Origin of the sequence: Chryseobacterium sp. POE27, assembly GCF_039727685.1 — a bacterium.
Classification (GTDB): domain Bacteria; phylum Bacteroidota; class Bacteroidia; order Flavobacteriales; family Weeksellaceae; genus Chryseobacterium.
Window position 1 is genome coordinate 3,433,959 of the sequence record NZ_CP152475.1, and the last position, 19,779, is coordinate 3,453,737.

Sequence of the window (19,779 nt, forward strand, 5' to 3'; positions counted from 1 at the left end):
TTATTTATAAGAATACAGAATTTTCACTATTAAAAATCTTATTAAAAAACTAAAAGTCAATCCCCTCAATCCCCACCACCTCACTTTCCATCACCTTGGTCCCACTCTCATTATAAACCTGTTTCACGGTAACTCTAATCCGGTCATATTCAGGAGTAGGAAAGTCCATCAGTTCAGAAATATTTTTAAAGCCGAAAGCCTTTGCCAGCAACGAAATGTGGCGGGTAGAATATTTTTGATGTTGCTTATAAGATTCAACATTTCCAATAAATTTTTTAGCAACTCCCATCTCAATGCTAAGTGTTTCTTGAGACCAACCTTTTGATATTCTTAAAGCCTTTACGTGTTCAATAAAAGCAAAATCAAATTGATAAGTCTCAAACGTAAATATTTTTTCCATTTTTTTACCCTACTATAGTGTGGTGTAAATTATTTTTTTTATATTTGTATCAGCGAATTAGAAAAAGCCTCGAAAGACCAATTCAAAAGACGCATTCCAAGCAACAAGAATGTGATCTTTAGGTGGGTTTCAGGTAAAAGTTTTCACAATACACAGATGATGAAAAAGAAAATCCCAATCCTCTTGCTTACAGCACCGCCCGAATAAGCGGAGCCGTGCAGCTTTACCAATAACAGTGCTATACCCAAACTGCCATAAAGGCAGGAAGCCGGAGTATCGCTTCACCCAAAAACCGCCGCCCTCCGAAATTCCTTTATGCCTAAAGGAAAGCCGAAGTACGCTTAAACTCACTCCTTAAAAGTAGTGGCTTTCTTTCAATTTTCCAAATTATTTTCATCCCGAAAGGAATTTAAAAAGAACACGGCCTGTATAGAGCAACGTAGTGATTGTTGTTTTTGACATCCGGTAATGGTCTGCCATACGAGGCAGGCCGGCTCCGGTATGCTTAGAGAGCGAAGAATTTTTTGAACTGCCTTGAGTTGAAAATCTTGAGTTCTTTGCTGAGTATAAACTGAAGGTTTACGAACGTAGTTCAGTCTTTGCGAACTTAAAAACATTTGGTATATAAAAGAATCTTAGCGATCCTTTGCGTTAAAAAAGTATTATGCTTAATAACGGATAATCAAAAAACAGAATGATGAAAAAGAAAAAAACAGACTTCGAAGCCAAATTCTGGTCCGGAACGAGAAAACATTCCGCAACAGGTTTACTGGAGGCATTTTTCCAGTTCAATGATCTTGCTGTTACGAAAGAAATTCTCAACCAAATGGTTCAATGTTCGGTTCAGGAAAATATCCGAACCACAAAAGAGCCTGCCGAAGTTTTCCATTTGTACCAGTCATTGCGATCGTTGATCCGTGTTTCTCATTTGATCGCCAAAAAAGGGAAGTTTAAAATTTCATCGGAAGCCAGTTTCTCCAAAATGGTAATGAGCCTTTCAGAAAGAGAATACCGGAATCCAGCGCAGGTATTTCAGGACGCTTTTAAAATCTGTACTTTGCAGGAATTCGATGAGTTTTTGTCGGCGATGGTTTATTTCTCGTTGGGAAATTTCAGTTGTGAAACGGAAAAGAAAATCATGATTCCGTATATCCAGCTCATGAAAATACTGGATGCTGCATGGCTGATCGTGGAAAAGACTTCAGCGGAAAAGTAAGCTTTTTTTTAAACCGCAAAAGTGACAAAAGATATTTAAACACATTAGAAACATAAGCTTTGCGCATATTTTAGAGCACAGAAGAAGAAAATCAAAAGATTTTTACTGGAGTATTAGACTATGTATTTCGTTTGTCATTCCGTAGGAATCCAGATGCGAATTTTTCCTTGCGAATCTCTAATACGATGTTGAGATTCCCTTCGGGAATGACAAACAGGGTGTTGAATTTGCAGATGTTATTTGATACCCCATGGTTGTAAGAAACAACTATCCAGTAGCCTGATTAATTGTATTGAAGCCAAACTTAGCGGTCTCTTATAAGTAGAACGCCTTTGTGAAACTTTCAGCAGTAAGTAGGAACATTTTTCTCCGTGAACTATGTGTTCCGCTGTCTGAAGCTACACATTATCATCCGTGAAGATCTGTGCTCATCTGTGGTTTAAAATTTTAACTGCAAAAGAATCAAACAGAATATTTGCCTTAACTTTGTAAGACTTGAATTCTCAAACTATGAATACCAAACAGGAAAAACTTGAAGCTTTCGGAAGATTATTAGATATTATGGACGATCTGCGCGAAAAATGTCCGTGGGATCAGAAACAGACCTTGGAATCGCTTCGTCATTTGACGCTGGAAGAAACGTATGAACTTTCGGATGCCATTTTGCAGAATGATCTGCAGGAAATAAAAAAAGAGTTGGGAGATGTTCTTTTGCATTTGGTTTTTTATGCTAAAATAGGTTCGGAAAAAGAAAGTTTTGATATTGCGGATGTGATTAATTCATTGAACGAAAAACTCATTTTCCGCCATCCTCATATTTATGGAGACACAAAAGTGAAGGACGAAGAAGAAGTAAAACAGAACTGGGAAAAACTGAAACTAAAAGAAGGTAACAAATCCATTTTGGGAGGCGTTCCGAAAAGTTTGCCAAGCATGGTAAAAGCCTACAGAATTCAGGATAAGGTAAAAGGAATCGGTTTTGAATTTCATGATGCGGAAGATGCATGGAAAAAAGTAGATGAAGAAATTCAGGAGTTTCATGCTGAAACAGATCTTGATAAAAAAGAACAGGAACTGGGAGATGTATTTTTTTTCATTAATCAATTATGCAAGAATTTCCGGTATCAATCCCGATTCTGCACTGGAGCGGACCAATTTAAAATTCATTTCAAGGTTTCAGAAAATGGAAAATTTGGCATCAGATCAGCATCTTAAATTAGCAGAAATGTCGCTTGAAGAAATGGATGTTCTTTGGGAAAAAGCTAAACTTTTACAATAAATGAAAGTACAAAATCCGGTACATCACCGTTTCCATTATTTGCTGGAATTCAAACAGACGGAAAGAAAATGGCATTTTCCTTTTCTTGCTGCTCTGTGCGTTGGAAGTTGCCTGTTCATAGGGTATTTTTCAGGAAAACCAAATTATGGAGCACTTTCAAGTCTGGGAGCACTGACTATTCTGTATTTCACGTCGGCTCCGATTACGCAGAGAATGATCCATCTGGCGATTTGTGCCTTCGGTATTATATTTTCGTTTACAGTAAGTTCATTTTTTGGATTTAATATTTATTGTGCAGCTTTATCAGTGGCAATCATCTCATTTTTGGCGCATTTTATTTCTTCGTATTTTAAAATTCCACCACCGGGAAATTTTTTCTTTATCATGGTGGCGGCGATGGCAAGCACTTATAAATTTGATCTGGAACTGATTCCAGCAAGAGTAGGGCTTGTCACGATGGGAGCCATTTTATCATGCTCTTTTGCTTTTCTGTATTCGGTTTTTATTGAAAAAAGCAAAGTGGTAACGGTTCCGAGAAGAGCATTCAACAAGAGAAGATATACCAAATTTGTCGAAAGTACCATCATCGGTTTCTTCATGGCGCTGACTTTAATTATCGGGCATCTTTTACAGTTTAAAAACACCTATTGGATTTCTATTGCAGCCGTTGCCATTATTCAGGGACGTAATTTTGAGCATGTACGGCAGAGAAATATGCACCGTATTTTAGGGACTTTCATCGGGATCGGATTTGCGTGGCTGATTCTTTTATTCAATCCTGAAAAGATCGTCATGATTGTCATGATCACTGTTTTGCAGTTTATTATTGAATTATTAATCGTAAGAAATTACGGTTTTGCGGTGGTATTTATTACGCCTTTAACGATTCTTCTGGCAGAAACGGGAAGTGAAATTCATCATAACGTTGAAAATCTTATGCAGGCAAGGCTTATTGATACCGTTATCGGAAGTTTAATCGGTCTGGCGGCAGGTTTTTTTCTTCACCATCAGCAGATTATTAATAACTTAGAGAAAAATATAAGATTCTCTTATTTTCAGTTTAAAAAATTAAAAAAATAGATATGTTGCGCGTTGTTATTGTATCGGCATTTTTGTTGTGGAGCTGTAATCCGAAAGCACAGGATTCACCTAAAACAGAAGATGTAAAGGTAGAATTTTCTTTACCTAAAAAGCTTAAAGAAGTTTCGGGAATTACGGTTTCTAAGGATAAAAAGACCATTTGGGCGATTGAAGATCAGGGAAATAAAAATGTAATTTACGGACTGGATCAGAAAGGAAATCTCACGAGTGATGTTTTAGTAGAAAACACAGAAAACCACGATTGGGAAGATATCACAACCGATTCTGCAGGGAATATTTACATCGGGGATTTCGGGAATAACGATAATGACAGACAAAATTTATCGATTCTTAAAATCGATCTGAAAGATGTGTCACAGAAATCCACAAAAGTTTTGCAGGCAACGACATTTCATTATGAGGGACAGACTGAATTTCCTCCTAAAAAATCAAACTGGCTGTACGATTGCGAAGCTTTTGTAGAAATGGATGGTAATTTTTATCTTTTTACAAAAAACAGAAGCAAAGGTTTTGACGGAACTTTTTTGGTTTTCCGGGTTCCGAATAAACAGGGAAATTTTGAAGCCAAATTAGTCGGCAGACTGAAACTTCAGGGAGGTTACACTGATGCCGCGATTACTTCTGCTGCCATCAACAGTACAAAAGATAAAATTGTTTTATTAAATCATAAAAATATTCAGGTTTTAACCGGATTTACTGCAGATGATTTTAGTAAAGCAAAAATTCAGAAGATACCTTTGAATCATAATTCACAAAAAGAAGCTCTTGTTTTTCTTGATGATAAAACATTATTGATTGCCGATGAAAAGGACAAAAAAGAGGGAGGAAATATTTATCAGTTTAAATTAAAATAAAGAAATCCGCAGAAATTTTCTGCGGATTTTTATTACTATGTAAGTGTACTTAGAAAGTCATGCCGACACCGCCTGAAATTCGACCTCCATCGCTTCCGTAGAAGTAATTTAATCTCGCAGAGAACATTTCAACAATGCTTAGCCAGAATCCTGCGCCGACGGATTGATGCCATTTTCTGGAATCTTCATGATCATTCCACACTCTTCCTATATCGTAGCCTAATAAAACACCCATATTGGCAGGGACGATATTGTTTTTCACCCTTCCGAAATCCCAACGGATCTCAGAGTTGTTGGTGAAATATGATTTCCCTGAAAATCTTTCGTTTCTGAAAGCCCGCATCCCATTATTTCCACCGATTGCAGCCGCCTGATAGAATTCAAAATTATTGTTGTTGATCCACATTCCGTTGCTGGAGTTGGCAAAAACAAAATTTCCTCTTCTGTCTAGCTTATGGTCTAAAGATAGTGTGCCTTTTACTATTAAAAAGTTTATTTTCGAATCATTAAGATTGGTTTTCCACTCGGCATTTACTTTAAATTCCATGCCTAAGGTTGGGAAAGCTGTATTGTCAAGATTTTTGTATCCGAAAGTATAATTTGCACCTGCAAACTGCTGATTGTCGAAAACTTCAGGCCTTACATCCGATGAAAGATCCACAAAACGATCGCCGTTCCGCTGTACTTTGTTATTTTCAAAAGTCATCTGAAACTGATTGAATATATTAGTCCAGCTTTTCTTAGAAATAGATGGCGCAAAATTCACCTTTGAAATTCTTGCTCTGTTGAATTTCCTTTCAGTTTCTTCTTTGTCATATTCACTTTCGTTGGAAAGGCCAAAGAAATTTTCTGCAAAGCGAGGCGTTGTGAAACCTGCATCCAGATTAAAATCCCAGCTTCCTATTGCTTTTTTGAATATTCCTTTATATGCTGCATTAAAGCCGCCTGTTGCGGTATAAAAATTCACTTTCAGGCTGTGCTTTTGTGTGTATGGAGAACGGATGAAATTATTGACCGTATAATTGGCCAAAACACCTAAAATTACACCGTCATCAGGATTGTAATCTGCATTGGGATAACCTGCAAAGAAATTATATCTCGGATGTTTATAATTGTACGTGTTGATTTCGTAGTCATCTGAAATGTTTTTGGTTGCCCCTTTTGTATTATATGTATTTTTCTGAGACTTAAAATCATATATTTTCACCTTTTCCCCATCAGCAACGTTGTAAGTATCATGATTATAACCGCCGATTAATCTGATATTCATATTTGGGCTTCCTTCACCGGAAACTTCATAGATATCATCATCTTCCAAGCCATAGATCCAAAGTTCCTTCGTTTTGGAATCATCATAATTTTTTTCAAAAACCAACTCAGGATTTTGCTGATTTTTATCTAATTTATATTGTTTTACATTGACGGAGTTTCCATTTTTTGTAATGACAAATTTATCAGGATTTACAGTTCCCGCCAATGGAACTTTTTTTCTGTAAAACATCATAATATTGAGATGCGTACGTCTCTAATTTTGTTTTTCTTGATTTCAGTTTTCTCTGTATATCTGCAATAGTTTCATCCTGTACTTCTTTTGGTAAATTACTGAAAGCATTATCGATATCCTGATCAGTAAGGTGTTCCTTAATATATTTTGCCTGCGCAACCCAGTCTTCCTCAGTTGATCCTTTTAAAAACACCAGATCCAAAGGATAAGGTTCCATCGCAAGCCATTTTACGTTTTTAATATCATCCTTAAATGTTTTCATATGGCGGATTGCCGGGATGTTCATGATAAGCTTGAAAGCATTACCGTCATATTTACTGAAAGCCTGATCCCGGTCTTTACCGATAGGCTTATAGATTACTTTGTCCCCGTCTTTATATTCAGCCCATTTCCATTGATCAGAATGCCTGTCCCAATCGCCGATGAGCATATCGAATAGTCTTGCTCTGATGTATGATTCCTTGTCTACGGAATATTTATAGTTTTTATTAAAGTTGTTCAGAACGTCATCTGTTGAGAGAATATCTTTTGCATTATCAAGTGACGCCAAGGTTTTAGGATCGGAAGAAAAACGTTCTTCAATCATATACATTTCATCACCGTAGTTCTGGTTATATTCTCCCAGAGCTTTTTGTTTCGGAATATAATATAATCGCGGATTGCTGTGGAAAAGATTGATCTTATCGGCCATATTTCCTACCGCAAAAGGAGTAAACGGATGATTGGCAGTATAAAAATCCAGTAGGAATTTTTCCGGAAATGTATTGCTCAATTCATTTCCGAACGTACTTTTCTTGAATGCCATATTATTCAGAAACCTGACTGCGCTTTTCTTAATACCTCTCATGACAAATTCCTGACCGTCCTGAGCTTTCAGTCTCAGACTGTTTGACTGATTTCCACCACCTTCTCTAAAAGGTGTGTAGCCGCCATCAAGCGTTGAAATGTTGGCCGTAGGAGCTTCGATCGGCATTCCGTAATACTTTCGGTAATGATCCCCCCCAAAGCCATCGGTAAAACTTTCTCTTATGAGTCAATTTTTCAGGATAAATGGTTGAGGTAAAGGTTGAAGGAAAAGAATCGGAATAATTATTTATAAATTGTGCCGGTTTTCCAATTACCTGAATATGTGAAAGTTTTTCTAAAGAATTATCCTTTGTCGAGAAATATTCAACATCCGAGCTTTGGTCTTTTCTGATATTTAAAACAGCAAAGCCGCTTCCTCCATACGAAAAATCTGTTTGATCACCAATGGTCGCCGGATCAATCTTGGAACCCGCACCGCTGATGATTTGTTTGATATTTCTCATTTCAAGATACTGAAGATTATGGTCATGCCCTGAAACGAAAATTACATTTTCTTTCTCCTGAACAATGCTTTTTAAGCGATTTGCCAGATCAGCGTAATGCTTATTGTTGATATCTTCAGGATTGGCTCCTGATGAACTTCTTACTATGTTGATAAGGCTTGCAACGCCCGGAGCCGGAATTTTACTTTTTAAAGGAAAAAGATGGGATTTCGCAGAGCTATATCCAGCGTGGGTTCCGCTGCTCATGACAGGATGATGCAGAGCAACAATGATTCTTTTATCCTGATTTTTATTAATTAAATCTTTAAATTCTGTAAAGAGATCTTCCCGGGTTTTAATATCACAGTTTTTGTTGATTCCGGGATATTTGTCCCAGTTCAGCAAAGCCCATTCAGAATCAATTACAATCAGTTTGATATCTTTGGTGAGGCTGATATCATCAATCGGACATGAATTCTTAGGCAGGAAAGCTTTTTTGTCGTCTAAATAATTTTTCACAAAATCCTCCTGGCCCTTCATTCCATCCAGGCCGTTATACCAGTCATGATTTCCAGGTATTACTAATGTTTTGCCTTTAAAATTTTTTACGATGGAAAGCTGGTCTTCCAGTTTCTTTTTTGCGAGATCATAATCTTTATCAGATTTTTCGGGCATTCCGGAAGGATAAATATTGTCACCCAAAAAGATCAGCATCGAATGGCTGTCTGCTTTTTCAAGTTGGTTTTTCAGTAAGTTCAACGTGTTTTGAGCCTGCGCTTCATCAGCATTTCCGGCATCACCTACAAGGAAAACTTTAAAATCATTTTCAGATTTTATTTCAGAATTATTTATTTCAGATAAGTTTTTACCCTTTTTTACGTTATATGTTGCGCAGGAATAAAGAACTCCTGCAGATAATGCTACTCTGATGATAACAGAAGTATTTTTTAAATGAGTTTTAAAGGATAAATTCATAAATTTACATTAACAAAATTTCGGTGATGGACATTTTACAAAAAGCCAAAGATTATGTTGAAACCTTATTCAAAGATAAGTTATCTTCGGTATATTTTTATCATAATTTTATTCATACTACATTTACGGTAAATAAAGCTGAAGAGATTCTGAGAAACACGGATGTTTCTCCGGAAGATCAGGAAAAGGTTCTTTTGGCTCTCTGGTTCCATGATACAGGATACATAGAATGTGCCAAAGAGCATGAGGAAGAAGGAGTAAGGATTGCGAAAAATTTTCTACAGAATGAAAATTACCCTGAAAATTATATAGATGAGGTGTCAAAGCTGATTTTGGCAACCAAAATTACCTATCAGCCACAGAATTTACTGGAGAAAATTGTGAAAGATGCCGACTGCAGCCATTTTGCCAGCCATGATTATAATGATATTTCCGATGCTTTGAGAAAAGAATGGGAACTGACGAATGTGAGATGTTTTTCCAACGACGAATGGAATGCCGGAAATTTGGATATGCTTAAAAACAAGCACAGATTTTATACCGAATATGCCCAACAGAACTGGCAGTCTTTAAAGGAAAAAAATATCAAGAAAATCGAAAAAAAGCTGGAAAAGGATGATGGGAAAAAAGAACATTCTGAAAGTAAAAAAAGATAAAGAAAAAGAAGTAAAACCTGACAGAAGTGTTGATACATTGTTCAGAGTAACGCTAAGCAATCATACGAGATTGAGTGATATTGCCGACAGCAAAGCAAATATCCTGCTTTCTGTAAATGCGATTATTATTTCTGTTTGTCTTTCTGTACTCGTTCCGAAATTAGACACCCCAAAAAATTCTCATCTGATTATACCAAGCTTTATTCTTTTGTTATCAGCTGTTTTAACGATCATATTTGCGATATTATCTACAAAACCAAATGTTACAAAAGCGAAATTTACTGCCAAGGATATTGCCGACAGAAAGGTAAATCTTTTGTTTTTTGGGAATTTTAATCGAATGATTTTCGATGATTATCAGGACGCAATGAACATTCTGATTAAAGATCGCGATTATATTTACGATTCTATGGTGAAAGATTTATATTATCTCGGTAAAGTTTTAGATAGAAAATACAGGCTTTTGTCGATAACCTACCAGATTTTTATGGTTGGAATCGTTATTTCAGTACTGTCTTTCGGATATGCTTTTCTGAGTCTCTAACATTTTTATTAAGCAGAATTTTAACAAATTAAAAATAATTTTAAAGACAAATGGATTTATTGAGCTAATGAAATTCTTAATGCTAAAAGCCCTGTAATTCCCTGTAAATCTTCAACTTTTAGAAATTCAATGTCATTTTTAAGGATTTCTTTTTTCTGTAATCTGCTGATGTAATCGAGATATTCTTTTTGATTTTCCATTCCGAAATAAACGATCGTGATTTTTCCCGGACAGGTAATTCGGTCTGTAGAATCTTTTACAAGAGCTTTGTCCAGACGTTTTTTAATGATCTCATAATAAGAATTGTATGCTCCGTCGACATCAAAACGTTTTTCGTCCATTCTGAAACGGATATCTATTTTTTCATTATACACAAAAATCAGCGAAGCAATATCCAGATCAATCGGGAGATCTTTTTTTGAAATTCCGGAATTCAATTTCCATATTACACACGGTCTTAAGCTGCCAATATCTCAGCTTATGCACAATTTTCGAATGATAATGAAGATCAGGCGCTATGTTCTGACCCGTGTATAAATTATGTTCCACGCCGTCAGATTTAAATCTTTCATAATAATGTGGAAAAATTTGTTGAGCTTTGATCTGTGCTTCGTCCAACACATCGGCCAATTTTCTGTTGACCAGTGTGATAGAGTCGTCCAGGCTTTTTCTGTTGCTATAAAAAAGATCAGTCTGATTAAAAACCAGAGCAAAATAATCTTTAATTTTTGCTTTTACTTCACTGGATGATTTTACTTCAAGTTTTCCCTGAAGAAAAGGATGGATTTCATCTCTCAGTAATCTTTGAAATCGCTGTTCGCTGTCTGCTTTTATTTCATTGTTCAGTTCGTTTTCAAAAATTTCCAAAGCAAGCATATACTTTTCCGAATCAGAATTAATTAACGAAAAAATATCATGAAGACAGTCAATTTGTTGGTTAAGATCTTCAAGCATCAGATGATACCTTTTTTTCTGAAGATGAACGGATATCTGAAAATCCAAAAAGCGGGGTAAGGTTTTTAAATGAAATTTGTTTTAAAGTATAGATTTTTTTTGCCAGAGAGGCATTGAAATATTTTTCTGCTTCATTTCTGAATTTCCAGACAACGCTGTCGTGGATAGTGGTATATTCCCGCTGAATAATAGCCTCGATCTGATAATTTTTTTCAAAGCTGAAGCGGTTAAGGGAAAATAAAATCATATCCGTGAAGAATTCCATTTTCTTTAGTTTCAGACCGTTGAAACTATTGGGAATAGGCGAAGTAAATTCCATCATGGCTATGAGCTCCCCGTCTTTCATGATCGGGATGACCATAAAACTGTTGATTTCATTTTCTCTTAAAATTCTGAATGACGGCATCGATTTAATGTCATGATCCAGATTTTCTATATTGGAAACGACGATCGGTCTGGAATTATGATTTAAATTATTAAATGTATTTCTTCTTGTTTCTTCATCGAAAGTATTGATCCAGAAATCCAAAATATGATTGGTAAAGACATTCTCATAAATCGGCAGTTTTTCCAGTTGCTGATCTTTTTTTATTAAAAAGCATGAGCCCAAAACTGAGCTGTGCAACATCAAAATAAGATTTAAAAATTTCAATAAGATTTTCATCTGGGCTTAAATCTTCAGGGTCGATCTGAATCATGCTTGATTTCAAATCTGAAAGCGCAACTTCCGAAGTACAGTCGACAAGAGAAACAATTGTAAAGCCTTTCAGGATCCAGGAATTTGAAGGGAAATATTTTTTCCAGAGTTTGAAATCATCCAGATTTTCGAGGAGCATATCAATGACTTCATCTGAAGGAATTCTGGCATCATCTGTTGGATAAACTTCTGTAAAATCTGCATTTACCGAAATTTTATAGTGCTTCATGATTCCCTGTTTGTTGGGAATGTCATAATAGAGAGGAAGATTACTTTTTATGTCTCTTTTAAAATAGCTTTGTAAAATCAGACAGCAGCAGAAAACGTAAAATTCGTTATCATCAATATTCCTAAGTTCGATCTCGAAATCTTTCCCGGCATCTTTTAATATAGCTTTAAATCTTTCTGTGTAATTGAATGTAATATTTGAAAGAGGGATGCTGGCAGCTTTTATTTCGTTATTTGTCAATCCGGTAGGGAAGAGATCTGCGAGTAAAAGCTTGATAAGATCTTCATTTTTTTCAAGCAGAGAGATATCCTGAAAGCCGTCTCTGAGTTCCGTGAAATTTTTTGTTTTTTCTATTAAAGATTCGGCGTAATTAACACGGTATTCCAAACGGTCATTATATCGGATATGTTCCAGTACATCCAAATACTTTTTGAATGAAATATAAACCTGAAATGGAGCGTCTTGTTTGTAAAGGTCTGCCAAAGCTGAAATTTAAGGTAAAGTTAAGAAAAATGCGGGATTTTACTCTTCTTTAGCGTGCCTTTACTTCATTTTTTTTCTGATTATAGTTTTGAAGATTATCTATAAAATGGAATAATTTAGATTTGAATTTTTATCGTCAAAACTATTCCTGGCATATTAAAAAAAGCCACAACATTTCGGTTGTGGCTTACTATTTTTTGATATAATTTTTTTTAATCTACAATCCGAATTGCCTTGCGAAAAGATCCGGAAATATGCCTAATGCGATGATTGAAACAATCACAACTACCGCTACAATATTATAAGTAATCGTTACTTTCTCCGAAGACTTGAATGTACTTTCTTTAAAGAAGAACATTGAAATAATCAGTCTAAGATAATAAGCAATTGAAATTGCAGATCCCAGAACGGCGACCAATACTAAAAATGCTCCGTGCTTTGAGTTCATTGCCTGGGAGAATAATGCAAATTTACCCATAAATCCTGCTGTTAAAGGAATTCCCGCCATTGAAAGCATGGAAATCGCTGCAGCTGTTGCCAATAGTGGTTCTGTCTTTGCCAATCCTTTGAAAGCACCGAAAGAGGTTTCTCTTTTTAGTTTTTCAACATAAATTAAGCACATGAAAACTCCTACTGTTGCTAAAGCATAAGCAAATAAATAGAATGCCAGATTGTAAGTAGAAAGGCTTGTCATTCCGAAAAATACCAACCCAATGTATCCTGCGTGAGAAACTGAAGAGTAGGCCAGCATTCTTTTCGCATTCGTCTGGGCAAGACCCATAACGTTTGCCAAAAGCAGTGTAATGATTAAAAATACTCCGAAAACATTGATCCATTCTTCTGTAACACCTCCAAACCCAATCGTCATCAATCTGAATAATGCATAAAATCCTGAGATTTTTACAACACTTGCCATGAAAGCCGTTATTAATGAAGGCGCTCCGTAATATACATCAGGACTCCACATATGGAAAGGTGCCAATGCTACTTTAAATGCCAGTGCACAAAGAATCAATAATACTCCTAAAATGAACATGGCATCTTTAGGATTTGAAACTCCGAAATCCTGGATTTTATATAAATCAAAACTTCCAACACTTCCGTAGATAAATGCAATACCGAACAGTAAAAAACCTGTTGCAAATGCACCCATCAGGAAATATTTAATAGAAGCTTCGTTTGATCTTAGATCGGTTTTGTTGGCTCCCGCCATTACATATAGAGGAATAGAAAGGATTTCAACTCCCAGGAATAGCGTTACTAAGTTTTGGTATCCGAAAAGGATAATTCCGCCGCAAAGAGCAAAAAGCATTAACGCGTATAATTCTGACTGGTGGCTTCTGTGGTTGCTGAATGCAAAACCTCCCAGAAAGAATAACAATAAAGTCGTTACAATTGATATTTTAGTGAATAACGCTGTATTTGCGGTGTAGTCATACATCAGTCTATACTGTCCGAAGAAAGCACATTCTGGCATAAAACTTACAAATAATGCGATGATTAATCCCAAAATCCCAATGTATCTTGCGAATTTCCCTTGTTCAAAAACTCCTGAAAATAACGCAACAACTGCCGTTAGGAAAACAATAATTAAAACACTCATTTTTTAAAATATCAAATTAGCTTACCATTGATTGGTAGATAAACTTCAACGAACTATTCACCATTTCGATTATCGGTTGTGGGAAAATACCAAACACAATCACAAAAACCGCTAAACTTGCCAACACAGAGAATTCTACTGCGGATAAATCCTTTGCAGTACTCAAAACCGCTTCGTCACCAGGCCCAAACATTGCTTTTCCATAAAATCTTAATAAATATACGGCTGCAAGAATTACTGTAAGACCTGCGATTACCGCGGCCAGTCCATTAAAATCATAAACCGATTTTAACAAAATAAATTCCCCGATGAATCCATTCGTTAACGGAACTCCCATCGAACCTAATATGATGATTAAGAACAATACGGCAAATTTGGGAGCTACTTTTGCAAGACCTCCCATTTGTCTGATGTCCCTTGATTTAAATCTCTTATATAAAATATCACAACAGTAGAAAAGGCCTACCACATTAATACCGTGAGCAAAAGTCTGTACCAAAGCACCTTCAGCACCTTCGATATTGAAACTTCCTCTTAAAGTAATAACCGCGGAAGCGAAGATACCCGCAACCATTAATCCAACGTGAGAGAAAGAGGAATATGCAATAATTCTCTTCATATCTGTCTGGATAATCGCGATCAATGCACCGTGAACAATTCCTACGATGGCTAAGATAATTACAATCTGTCCTGAAATTCCTGCAATAGGAAGTGGTGTGATCGGTAATAAATAACGCATAACTCCGTAGATCGCCATTTTAAGCATGATCCCTGATAAAAGCATCGATCCCTGCGTCGGCGAATAGGTATAAGTATCCGGTTGCCAGGTATGGAAAGGAAATACCGGTAATTTCACTGCAAATGCAAAGAAAATAAACCAGAATACCACGGTTTGTTGTGTTTCGTTTAATTGAGCATTATATAAATCTGTCAGTGCAAAAGATGCAGAGTGATTGTAAACATAAATCAATCCGGCTAACATAAATAATGACCCAACGAATGTATAGACAAAGAATTTCGTAGTGAATTCAAATCTTTTATTTTCCTGACCCCAAAGTCCGGCAATGAACCAGATCGGAATCAAAGTTACTTCCCAGAAAATGTAGAACAGTAATCCGTCAAGCGATGTGAAAACTCCCACCAATCCGAACTGCATGAGCAAGATCAAACCGTAGAATGTATTTCTGTAGCTTACATTTTCATTAAAAGAAGATAAAATAATGATTGGCGTTAAAATGTTTGTCAGCAATAAAAGAAGCAGGCTCATCCCATCGATACCGAAGTGAAGAGTGCTTTTAATGAATTGTGACCAAGGATAATTGATCTCATGCTGCAATACGCTGTCTACCGTCGGATTATAATCAAAATCCGCCGCAATGTAGAAGGTAATAAGCATTTGTATCAATGCAATTCCCAATGCCAAATATTTGCTGGATTTATCTTTCCATGCAAAAACTAATCCCGAACCTACTAGAGGTAATAGTAATAATGTTAATAATAAACCAGACATTATTGTAATATAAAGTTAACAATCAGTATAATTCCCACCGCTAAAGACATGATTAAAATGTAATTCTCAACATTTCCGTTCTGAATGCGCTTCATGGCTTTTCCGCTGTCTTCAGCGCCTTCGCCTACAAAGTCTACAAAACGGTCAAGAATACCTTTATCAAACATCTTTCCTCCGCGTCCTAATCCTTCAACAGTTTTTACAATCAATGCATTGTAAAGTTCGTCAACATATAATTTTCTGGCAGACAGTTTTTCCCATCCTGTGTACTGCTCTTCCGGTAATGCCTGTTTTTTCTTATTGACATAAGTGTTTTTAACAAGAAACCAAACCGCAAAGAACATCAAAACAGTTGCACTTAAAAGTATCATTTCAGTACCAAACGGAACTCCTGACAGAGTAGCTTCCATCTGGTTAAAACTTTCCTCAGTAAGAACGGGCTTCAGCCATTCCATTAATTTTGCATAATGACCGTGACCGATGAAGTGAGGAAGGTTAATCAAACCGCCAACTACAGAAAGAATAGCCAATACGATCAGTGGTAATGTCATATTCGTCGGGCTTTCATGTAAGTGGTGCTTTTGTTCTTCAGTACCTCTGAACTCTCCGTGGAAAGTTAAATAATACAGTCTGAACATATAAGTTGCTGTAACAGCGGCTAAAACAAATAAGAATACCCAATAGATTGGATTTTTAGCGAAAGCTGCTACTAAAATTTCGTCTTTAGAAATCATCCCCGATAATAAAGGGAATCCTGAGATTGCCAATGTTCCGATAAGGAAAGTGGCATGCGTAAGAGGAATATATTTTTTCAAACCTCCCATGAAACGCATATCCTGTTCGTTGCTCATCGCATGAATTACAGAACCTGCACCAAGGAAGAGTAGTGCTTTGAAGAAAGCGTGCGTCATTACGTGGAACATCGCCGTTGTATAAGCTCCCAAACCTAAAGCGATGAACATAAATCCTAGCTGTGAAACGGTAGAATAGGCCAATACTTTTTTGATGTCGTTCTGACGTAATGCGTAGAATCCTGCTAATGCAGCCGTTAGGAATCCGATGAATAAAATTCCATCCTGAACGCTTGGTGCCAGTGTAAATAAAAAGTTTGATCTTACGACTAAGTAGATACCCGCAGTTACCATCGTTGCCGCGTGAATCAACGCAGAAACAGGAGTAGGACCCGCCATCGCATCCGGTAACCAAGTATATAATGGAACCTGAGCAGATTTACCGGTTGCACCGATAAATAAACTCGCTGTAATAAAGATAATTACACTTCCGTCTAATTCAAATTTTCCGGCGTTCTCTCTGATCGTAAGATAATCAACAGCATTGGTTTGAGAAGCCAACATGAAAATACCGATCAATAACGCAAGGTCACCGATTCTGTTCATAATGAAAGCTTTTCTTGCCGCTTTACCATATTCTTCGTTGGTGTACCAGAAACCGATCAGTAAATAAGAACACAATCCTACACCTTCCCATCCGATGAATAAGATCAGGTAGTTGCTTCCCATTACCAATAATAACATTGAGAAGATAAACAGATTTAAATAAGTGAAAAATTTATAGAAACCTTTATCGTGACTCATATATCCGATAGAGTAGAGGTGAATTAAAGAACCGATTCCTGTGATAATCATGATCATCATTAAGGATAACTGATCGATCTGGAATCCGAAATTAATCTGAACTCCATTTACTCTAAACCATTCAAAAGCTTTTACAATAACAGGCTGGCTTTCAGAATCAAAATTCATGAAAATACTTACTGCGATGCAGAAAGATGCAAAAACCATTGCTGTAGCCAAGCTACCTACAACAATTTTTGGAAGATTTTTTCCGAATAACCCGTTTATAAGAAAACCTAAAAGTGGTAAAAGTATTATTGCATACACTAAATTTTCCATTCTTATCCTCTTAATTTATTAAATATACTTACATCAACAGAACGGGTATTTCTATACAGCATAGCAATAATTGCCAAACCTACCGCTACTTCCGCAGCAGCCACCACCATAATGAAGAAAACTAAAAGTTGTCCGTCGCCATTCCCTTTGTACGCTGAAAATGCAGCCAGCAAAAGGTTTACAGAATTCAGCATAAGCTCTACACAACCCAAAATAACAATCGCATTTTTTCTCAACAATACTCCCAACACTCCCAGACAGAATAGTACTGACGAAAGAATGATGAAATAATTCAGAGGGATGCTTTGTATAAATGTATTTACTTCTCCCATAACTTTATAAATCTTTTTTACCGATTAATACCGCACCTACAATACCTGCCAAAATAAGGATGGATGCAAGCTCAAACGGTAAAACATATTCATTAAACAAAAGTCTTCCCAGATTTTTGGTAAGTCCAACACTTCCGTCCACATTTTCAACGACAATCTGGTTTTGCTGAACGCCTCTGAATACCCCTAATACTCCGGTTAATAATAGACCTGCTGTAAAAACCCCAACAAATTTTAAAGTATTGTTCTTCTTACTTTCGTCTTGTTTATTAAGGTTAAGCATCATCAGGATATAAAGGAATAATACCATGATCGCTCCGGCATAAACAATAATCTGAATAATCGCGAGGAATTGAGCATTCAGAAGGATGTACATACCCGCAATAGAAAACATCGTAACAATTAATGACAAAATAGCATATAAAGGATTTCTCGCAAATACGAAATACACCGCACTTGCCACTGCTAAAAACGCCACCAAGAAAAATAAAAACTGATCCATTATTTTACCGCATTTTTTTGTTTCTCGGATTGTCTTTCTGTGATATCAATCCTTTCATTTATTTTTTCAACCAATTTATCTTTTCCGTAAATGAAAGAACCTCTGTTGGTTTCCACGTCTACCAACCTGTCGGTAAGGTAGATTGCAGATTTCGGACAAGCCTCTTCACACATCCCGCAGAAAATACATCTCAGCATATTGATTTCATATACTGAAGCATACTTTTCTTCTCTGTAAAGATCTCTTTCTTCCTTAGTTCTTTCAGCGGCAGTCATCGTAATTGCTTCTGCAGGACATGCCACCGCACAAAGTCCGCAAGCGGTACATCTTTCTCTGCCTTCCTCGTCTCTTTTCAAAACGTGCTGACCTCTCCAGATATCCGCTCTCGGTTTTTGTACTTCCGGATACGAATATACTGCGGGAGCACCTTTCAATACGGTTCTTACAGCATGCTTAAATGTAATCCCCATTCCTGTAAAAATTGCAGGCAAGTAGATTTTTTCAGCAAGGGTCATTTCTTTATTGGAAACAACTTTTGATCTGTTTGTAAGTTTCATTTAATTATAGATGTTAGATGTTAGACTAATCTTGTCTGTTATCTTAATTTTTAATATTCAATTTATACAAACCTAAGGTTTTTAAACCTGTTAAGGTTTAGATTAATTCGCAAAAGCTAAAATTACGGCTCCTGTAATTAATAAGTTCACCAATGCCATTGGAATTAAAGTTTTCCAACCTAAATGCATTAATTGGTCATATCTGAATCTCGGAAGCGTCCATCTGATCCACATAAAGATCAAAATTCCGATGATCGTTTTAGTTAAGAATGCTACGATGCTTAAAATACCGGCTGTATTTTCGCCCCAATTCTGAGTTACCCATTCAATTCCCGGATAATTATATCCTCCGAAGAACAAGACAACCATGAAAGCATTGGAAATAAACATATTCACATATTCACCAAACATGTACAATCCTAATTTCATGGATGAATATTCTGTAGAATACCCCGTTACCAATTCAGATTCACATTCAGGTAAATCAAAAGGGTGTCTGTTGGTTTCAGCTAATGCTGCTACAAAGAAAACAAGGAAAGCTATCGGTTGATAAAAAATATTCCAGTTCAGGCCGGAAACCCAAGGAATTACTCCCCAAAGTTTTCCATTAGTCTGACTTGCGGTGATTTCTTTTAAATCTAAGCTTCCCGTCATCATAATGATTGAAAGTAAAGCTAGTCCCATTGCCAATTCGTAAGAAATCATCTGAGAAGAAGCACGGATGGCACCTAATAATGAATATTTATTGTTTGAAGCCCAGCCTCCGATCATGATTCCGTAAACACCAATGGAAGCCATCCCGATGATGAAAAGTACCCCAACATCAATGTTGGCTACCTGAAGATCATAAGAAGTACCTGCAATATTTAAACTTTTACCCCAAGGAATAACCGCTCCTGTGATCAATGATATAAACATTACTAAAGCCGGTCCTAATACGAAAAGGAATTTTTCTGCATTTTGCGGGGTAAAATCTTCTTTAAAGAAAAATTTTCCACCGTCAGCAAGAGGTTGCAGCAATCCGAAAGGTCCTGATCTGTTTGGCCCGATTCTGTCTTGCATAATAGCAGCAACTTTTCTTTCCGCCCAGGTAGAGTAGGCGGCGATCGTTAAAGAAAGCAGGAAAAGTGCCAGTACAAGTATAAGTTTAAATGTAAGTAAATCCATTTTTATTTTTATAG

The 19,779-nt window shown here is 36.5% G+C and carries 20 protein-coding genes and 1 pseudogene; 6 read left to right on the top strand and 15 right to left on the bottom strand.

Going from position 1 to position 19,779, the window contains the following annotated elements:
- Nucleotides 1–49 precede the first annotated feature (49 nt).
- Complete coding sequence (locus AAHI02_RS16385; RefSeq protein ID WP_346984153.1) at nucleotides 50–400, bottom strand: helix-turn-helix transcriptional regulator; 351 nt, start codon at nucleotides 398–400, stop codon at nucleotides 50–52.
- A gap of 697 nt (nucleotides 401–1,097) precedes the next feature.
- On the opposite strand from AAHI02_RS16385, the gene AAHI02_RS16390 reads away from it, so the two are divergent.
- The 4 genes and pseudogenes from AAHI02_RS16390 to AAHI02_RS16405 all read left to right on the top strand — a co-directional run bounded on the left by AAHI02_RS16390 (nucleotide 1,098) and on the right by AAHI02_RS16405 (nucleotide 4,850).
- Nucleotides 1,098–1,616, top strand: a complete 519-nt coding sequence (locus AAHI02_RS16390; protein ID WP_346984154.1) for a hypothetical protein — start codon at nucleotides 1,098–1,100, stop codon at nucleotides 1,614–1,616.
- A gap of 510 nt (nucleotides 1,617–2,126) precedes the next feature.
- A pseudogene (mazG, locus tag AAHI02_RS16395) lies at nucleotides 2,127–2,895 on the top strand (nucleoside triphosphate pyrophosphohydrolase).
- On the top strand, nucleotides 2,896–3,975 hold the full coding sequence (locus AAHI02_RS16400) for an FUSC family protein (protein ID WP_346984155.1): 1,080 nt from the start codon (nucleotides 2,896–2,898) through the stop codon (nucleotides 3,973–3,975).
- Between the two features lie 2 nt (nucleotides 3,976–3,977).
- Entirely contained in the window at nucleotides 3,978–4,850 is an 873-nt protein-coding gene (locus tag AAHI02_RS16405) for a hypothetical protein (protein WP_346984156.1), read from the top strand.
- 49 nt (nucleotides 4,851–4,899) lie between these two features.
- Here the strand turns inward: AAHI02_RS16405 and AAHI02_RS16410 are convergent, their stop codons facing one another.
- Genes AAHI02_RS16410 through AAHI02_RS16420 form a run of 3 tightly spaced genes read right to left on the bottom strand, consistent with a single transcriptional unit; the run spans nucleotide 4,900 to nucleotide 8,618 of the window.
- Nucleotides 4,900–6,354 (bottom strand): BamA/TamA family outer membrane protein, encoded by a 1,455-nt coding sequence (locus tag AAHI02_RS16410; RefSeq protein WP_346984157.1) that lies wholly within the window; start codon nucleotides 6,352–6,354, stop codon nucleotides 4,900–4,902.
- Nucleotides 6,305–7,327, bottom strand: a complete 1,023-nt coding sequence (locus tag AAHI02_RS16415) for a hypothetical protein (RefSeq protein WP_346984158.1) — start codon at nucleotides 7,325–7,327, stop codon at nucleotides 6,305–6,307. Before AAHI02_RS16415 ends, AAHI02_RS16410 begins: the two co-directional genes overlap by 50 nt.
- Nucleotides 7,287–8,618, bottom strand: a complete 1,332-nt coding sequence (locus tag AAHI02_RS16420; RefSeq protein WP_346984159.1) for a metallophosphoesterase — start codon at nucleotides 8,616–8,618, stop codon at nucleotides 7,287–7,289. Before AAHI02_RS16420 ends, AAHI02_RS16415 begins: the two co-directional genes overlap by 41 nt.
- 26 nt (nucleotides 8,619–8,644) lie before the next feature.
- Here AAHI02_RS16420 and AAHI02_RS16425 point away from each other — a divergent pair, with 26 nt between their 5' ends.
- Nucleotides 8,645–9,274 carry an HD domain-containing protein gene (locus AAHI02_RS16425; protein WP_346984160.1) on the top strand — a complete coding sequence of 210 codons (630 nt, stop codon included), beginning with the start codon at nucleotides 8,645–8,647 and terminating at the stop codon, nucleotides 9,272–9,274.
- On the top strand, nucleotides 9,234–9,818 hold the full coding sequence (locus tag AAHI02_RS16430; RefSeq protein WP_346984161.1) for a Pycsar system effector family protein: 585 nt from the start codon (nucleotides 9,234–9,236) through the stop codon (nucleotides 9,816–9,818). Before AAHI02_RS16425 ends, AAHI02_RS16430 begins: the two co-directional genes overlap by 41 nt.
- Before the next feature lie 56 nt (nucleotides 9,819–9,874).
- Here the strand turns inward: AAHI02_RS16430 and AAHI02_RS16435 are convergent, their stop codons facing one another.
- The 11 genes from AAHI02_RS16435 to nuoH form a co-directional block, all read right to left on the bottom strand.
- Entirely contained in the window at nucleotides 9,875–10,255 is a 381-nt protein-coding gene (locus AAHI02_RS16435) for a hypothetical protein (protein ID WP_346984162.1), read from the bottom strand.
- On the bottom strand, nucleotides 10,218–10,772 hold the full coding sequence (locus AAHI02_RS16440) for a hypothetical protein (protein WP_346984163.1): 555 nt from the start codon (nucleotides 10,770–10,772) through the stop codon (nucleotides 10,218–10,220). Before AAHI02_RS16440 ends, AAHI02_RS16435 begins: the two co-directional genes overlap by 38 nt.
- The gene (locus AAHI02_RS16445) at nucleotides 10,765–11,400 is read right to left on the bottom strand and encodes a GAF domain-containing protein (RefSeq protein WP_346984164.1); all 636 of its coding nucleotides are present in this window, start codon (nucleotides 11,398–11,400) and stop codon (nucleotides 10,765–10,767) included. The genes AAHI02_RS16440 and AAHI02_RS16445 overlap by 8 nt, the downstream gene beginning before the upstream one ends.
- Nucleotides 11,324–12,181, bottom strand: coding sequence for a hypothetical protein (locus tag AAHI02_RS16450; RefSeq protein WP_346984165.1), 858 nt, complete (start codon nucleotides 12,179–12,181; stop codon nucleotides 11,324–11,326). The genes AAHI02_RS16445 and AAHI02_RS16450 overlap by 77 nt, the downstream gene beginning before the upstream one ends.
- Nucleotides 12,182–12,398: 217 nt before the next feature.
- Nucleotides 12,399–13,784 (bottom strand): NADH-quinone oxidoreductase subunit N, encoded by a 1,386-nt coding sequence (locus tag AAHI02_RS16455; RefSeq protein WP_346984166.1) that lies wholly within the window; start codon nucleotides 13,782–13,784, stop codon nucleotides 12,399–12,401.
- 16 nt (nucleotides 13,785–13,800) lie between these two features.
- Nucleotides 13,801–15,294: an NADH-quinone oxidoreductase subunit M gene (locus AAHI02_RS16460; protein ID WP_346984167.1), complete on the bottom strand. Its 1,494-nt coding sequence runs from the start codon at nucleotides 15,292–15,294 to the stop codon at nucleotides 13,801–13,803.
- The gene (gene nuoL, locus AAHI02_RS16465) at nucleotides 15,294–17,207 is read right to left on the bottom strand and encodes an NADH-quinone oxidoreductase subunit L (RefSeq protein ID WP_346984168.1); all 1,914 of its coding nucleotides are present in this window, start codon (nucleotides 17,205–17,207) and stop codon (nucleotides 15,294–15,296) included. The genes AAHI02_RS16460 and nuoL overlap by 1 nt, the downstream gene beginning before the upstream one ends.
- A gap of 2 nt (nucleotides 17,208–17,209) precedes the next feature.
- Nucleotides 17,210–17,539, bottom strand: coding sequence for an NADH-quinone oxidoreductase subunit NuoK (nuoK, locus tag AAHI02_RS16470; RefSeq protein WP_027380123.1), 330 nt, complete (start codon nucleotides 17,537–17,539; stop codon nucleotides 17,210–17,212).
- A 4-nt stretch (nucleotides 17,540–17,543) separates the two neighbouring features.
- Nucleotides 17,544–18,041 carry an NADH-quinone oxidoreductase subunit J gene (locus AAHI02_RS16475; protein WP_346984169.1) on the bottom strand — a complete coding sequence of 166 codons (498 nt, stop codon included), beginning with the start codon at nucleotides 18,039–18,041 and terminating at the stop codon, nucleotides 17,544–17,546.
- Nucleotides 18,041–18,598: an NADH-quinone oxidoreductase subunit I gene (locus AAHI02_RS16480; protein WP_089856697.1), complete on the bottom strand. Its 558-nt coding sequence runs from the start codon at nucleotides 18,596–18,598 to the stop codon at nucleotides 18,041–18,043. The genes AAHI02_RS16475 and AAHI02_RS16480 overlap by 1 nt, the downstream gene beginning before the upstream one ends.
- A gap of 102 nt (nucleotides 18,599–18,700) precedes the next feature.
- Nucleotides 18,701–19,765 (bottom strand): NADH-quinone oxidoreductase subunit NuoH, encoded by a 1,065-nt coding sequence (nuoH, locus tag AAHI02_RS16485; RefSeq protein ID WP_346984170.1) that lies wholly within the window; start codon nucleotides 19,763–19,765, stop codon nucleotides 18,701–18,703.
- Nucleotides 19,766–19,779: the final 14 nt, after the last annotated feature.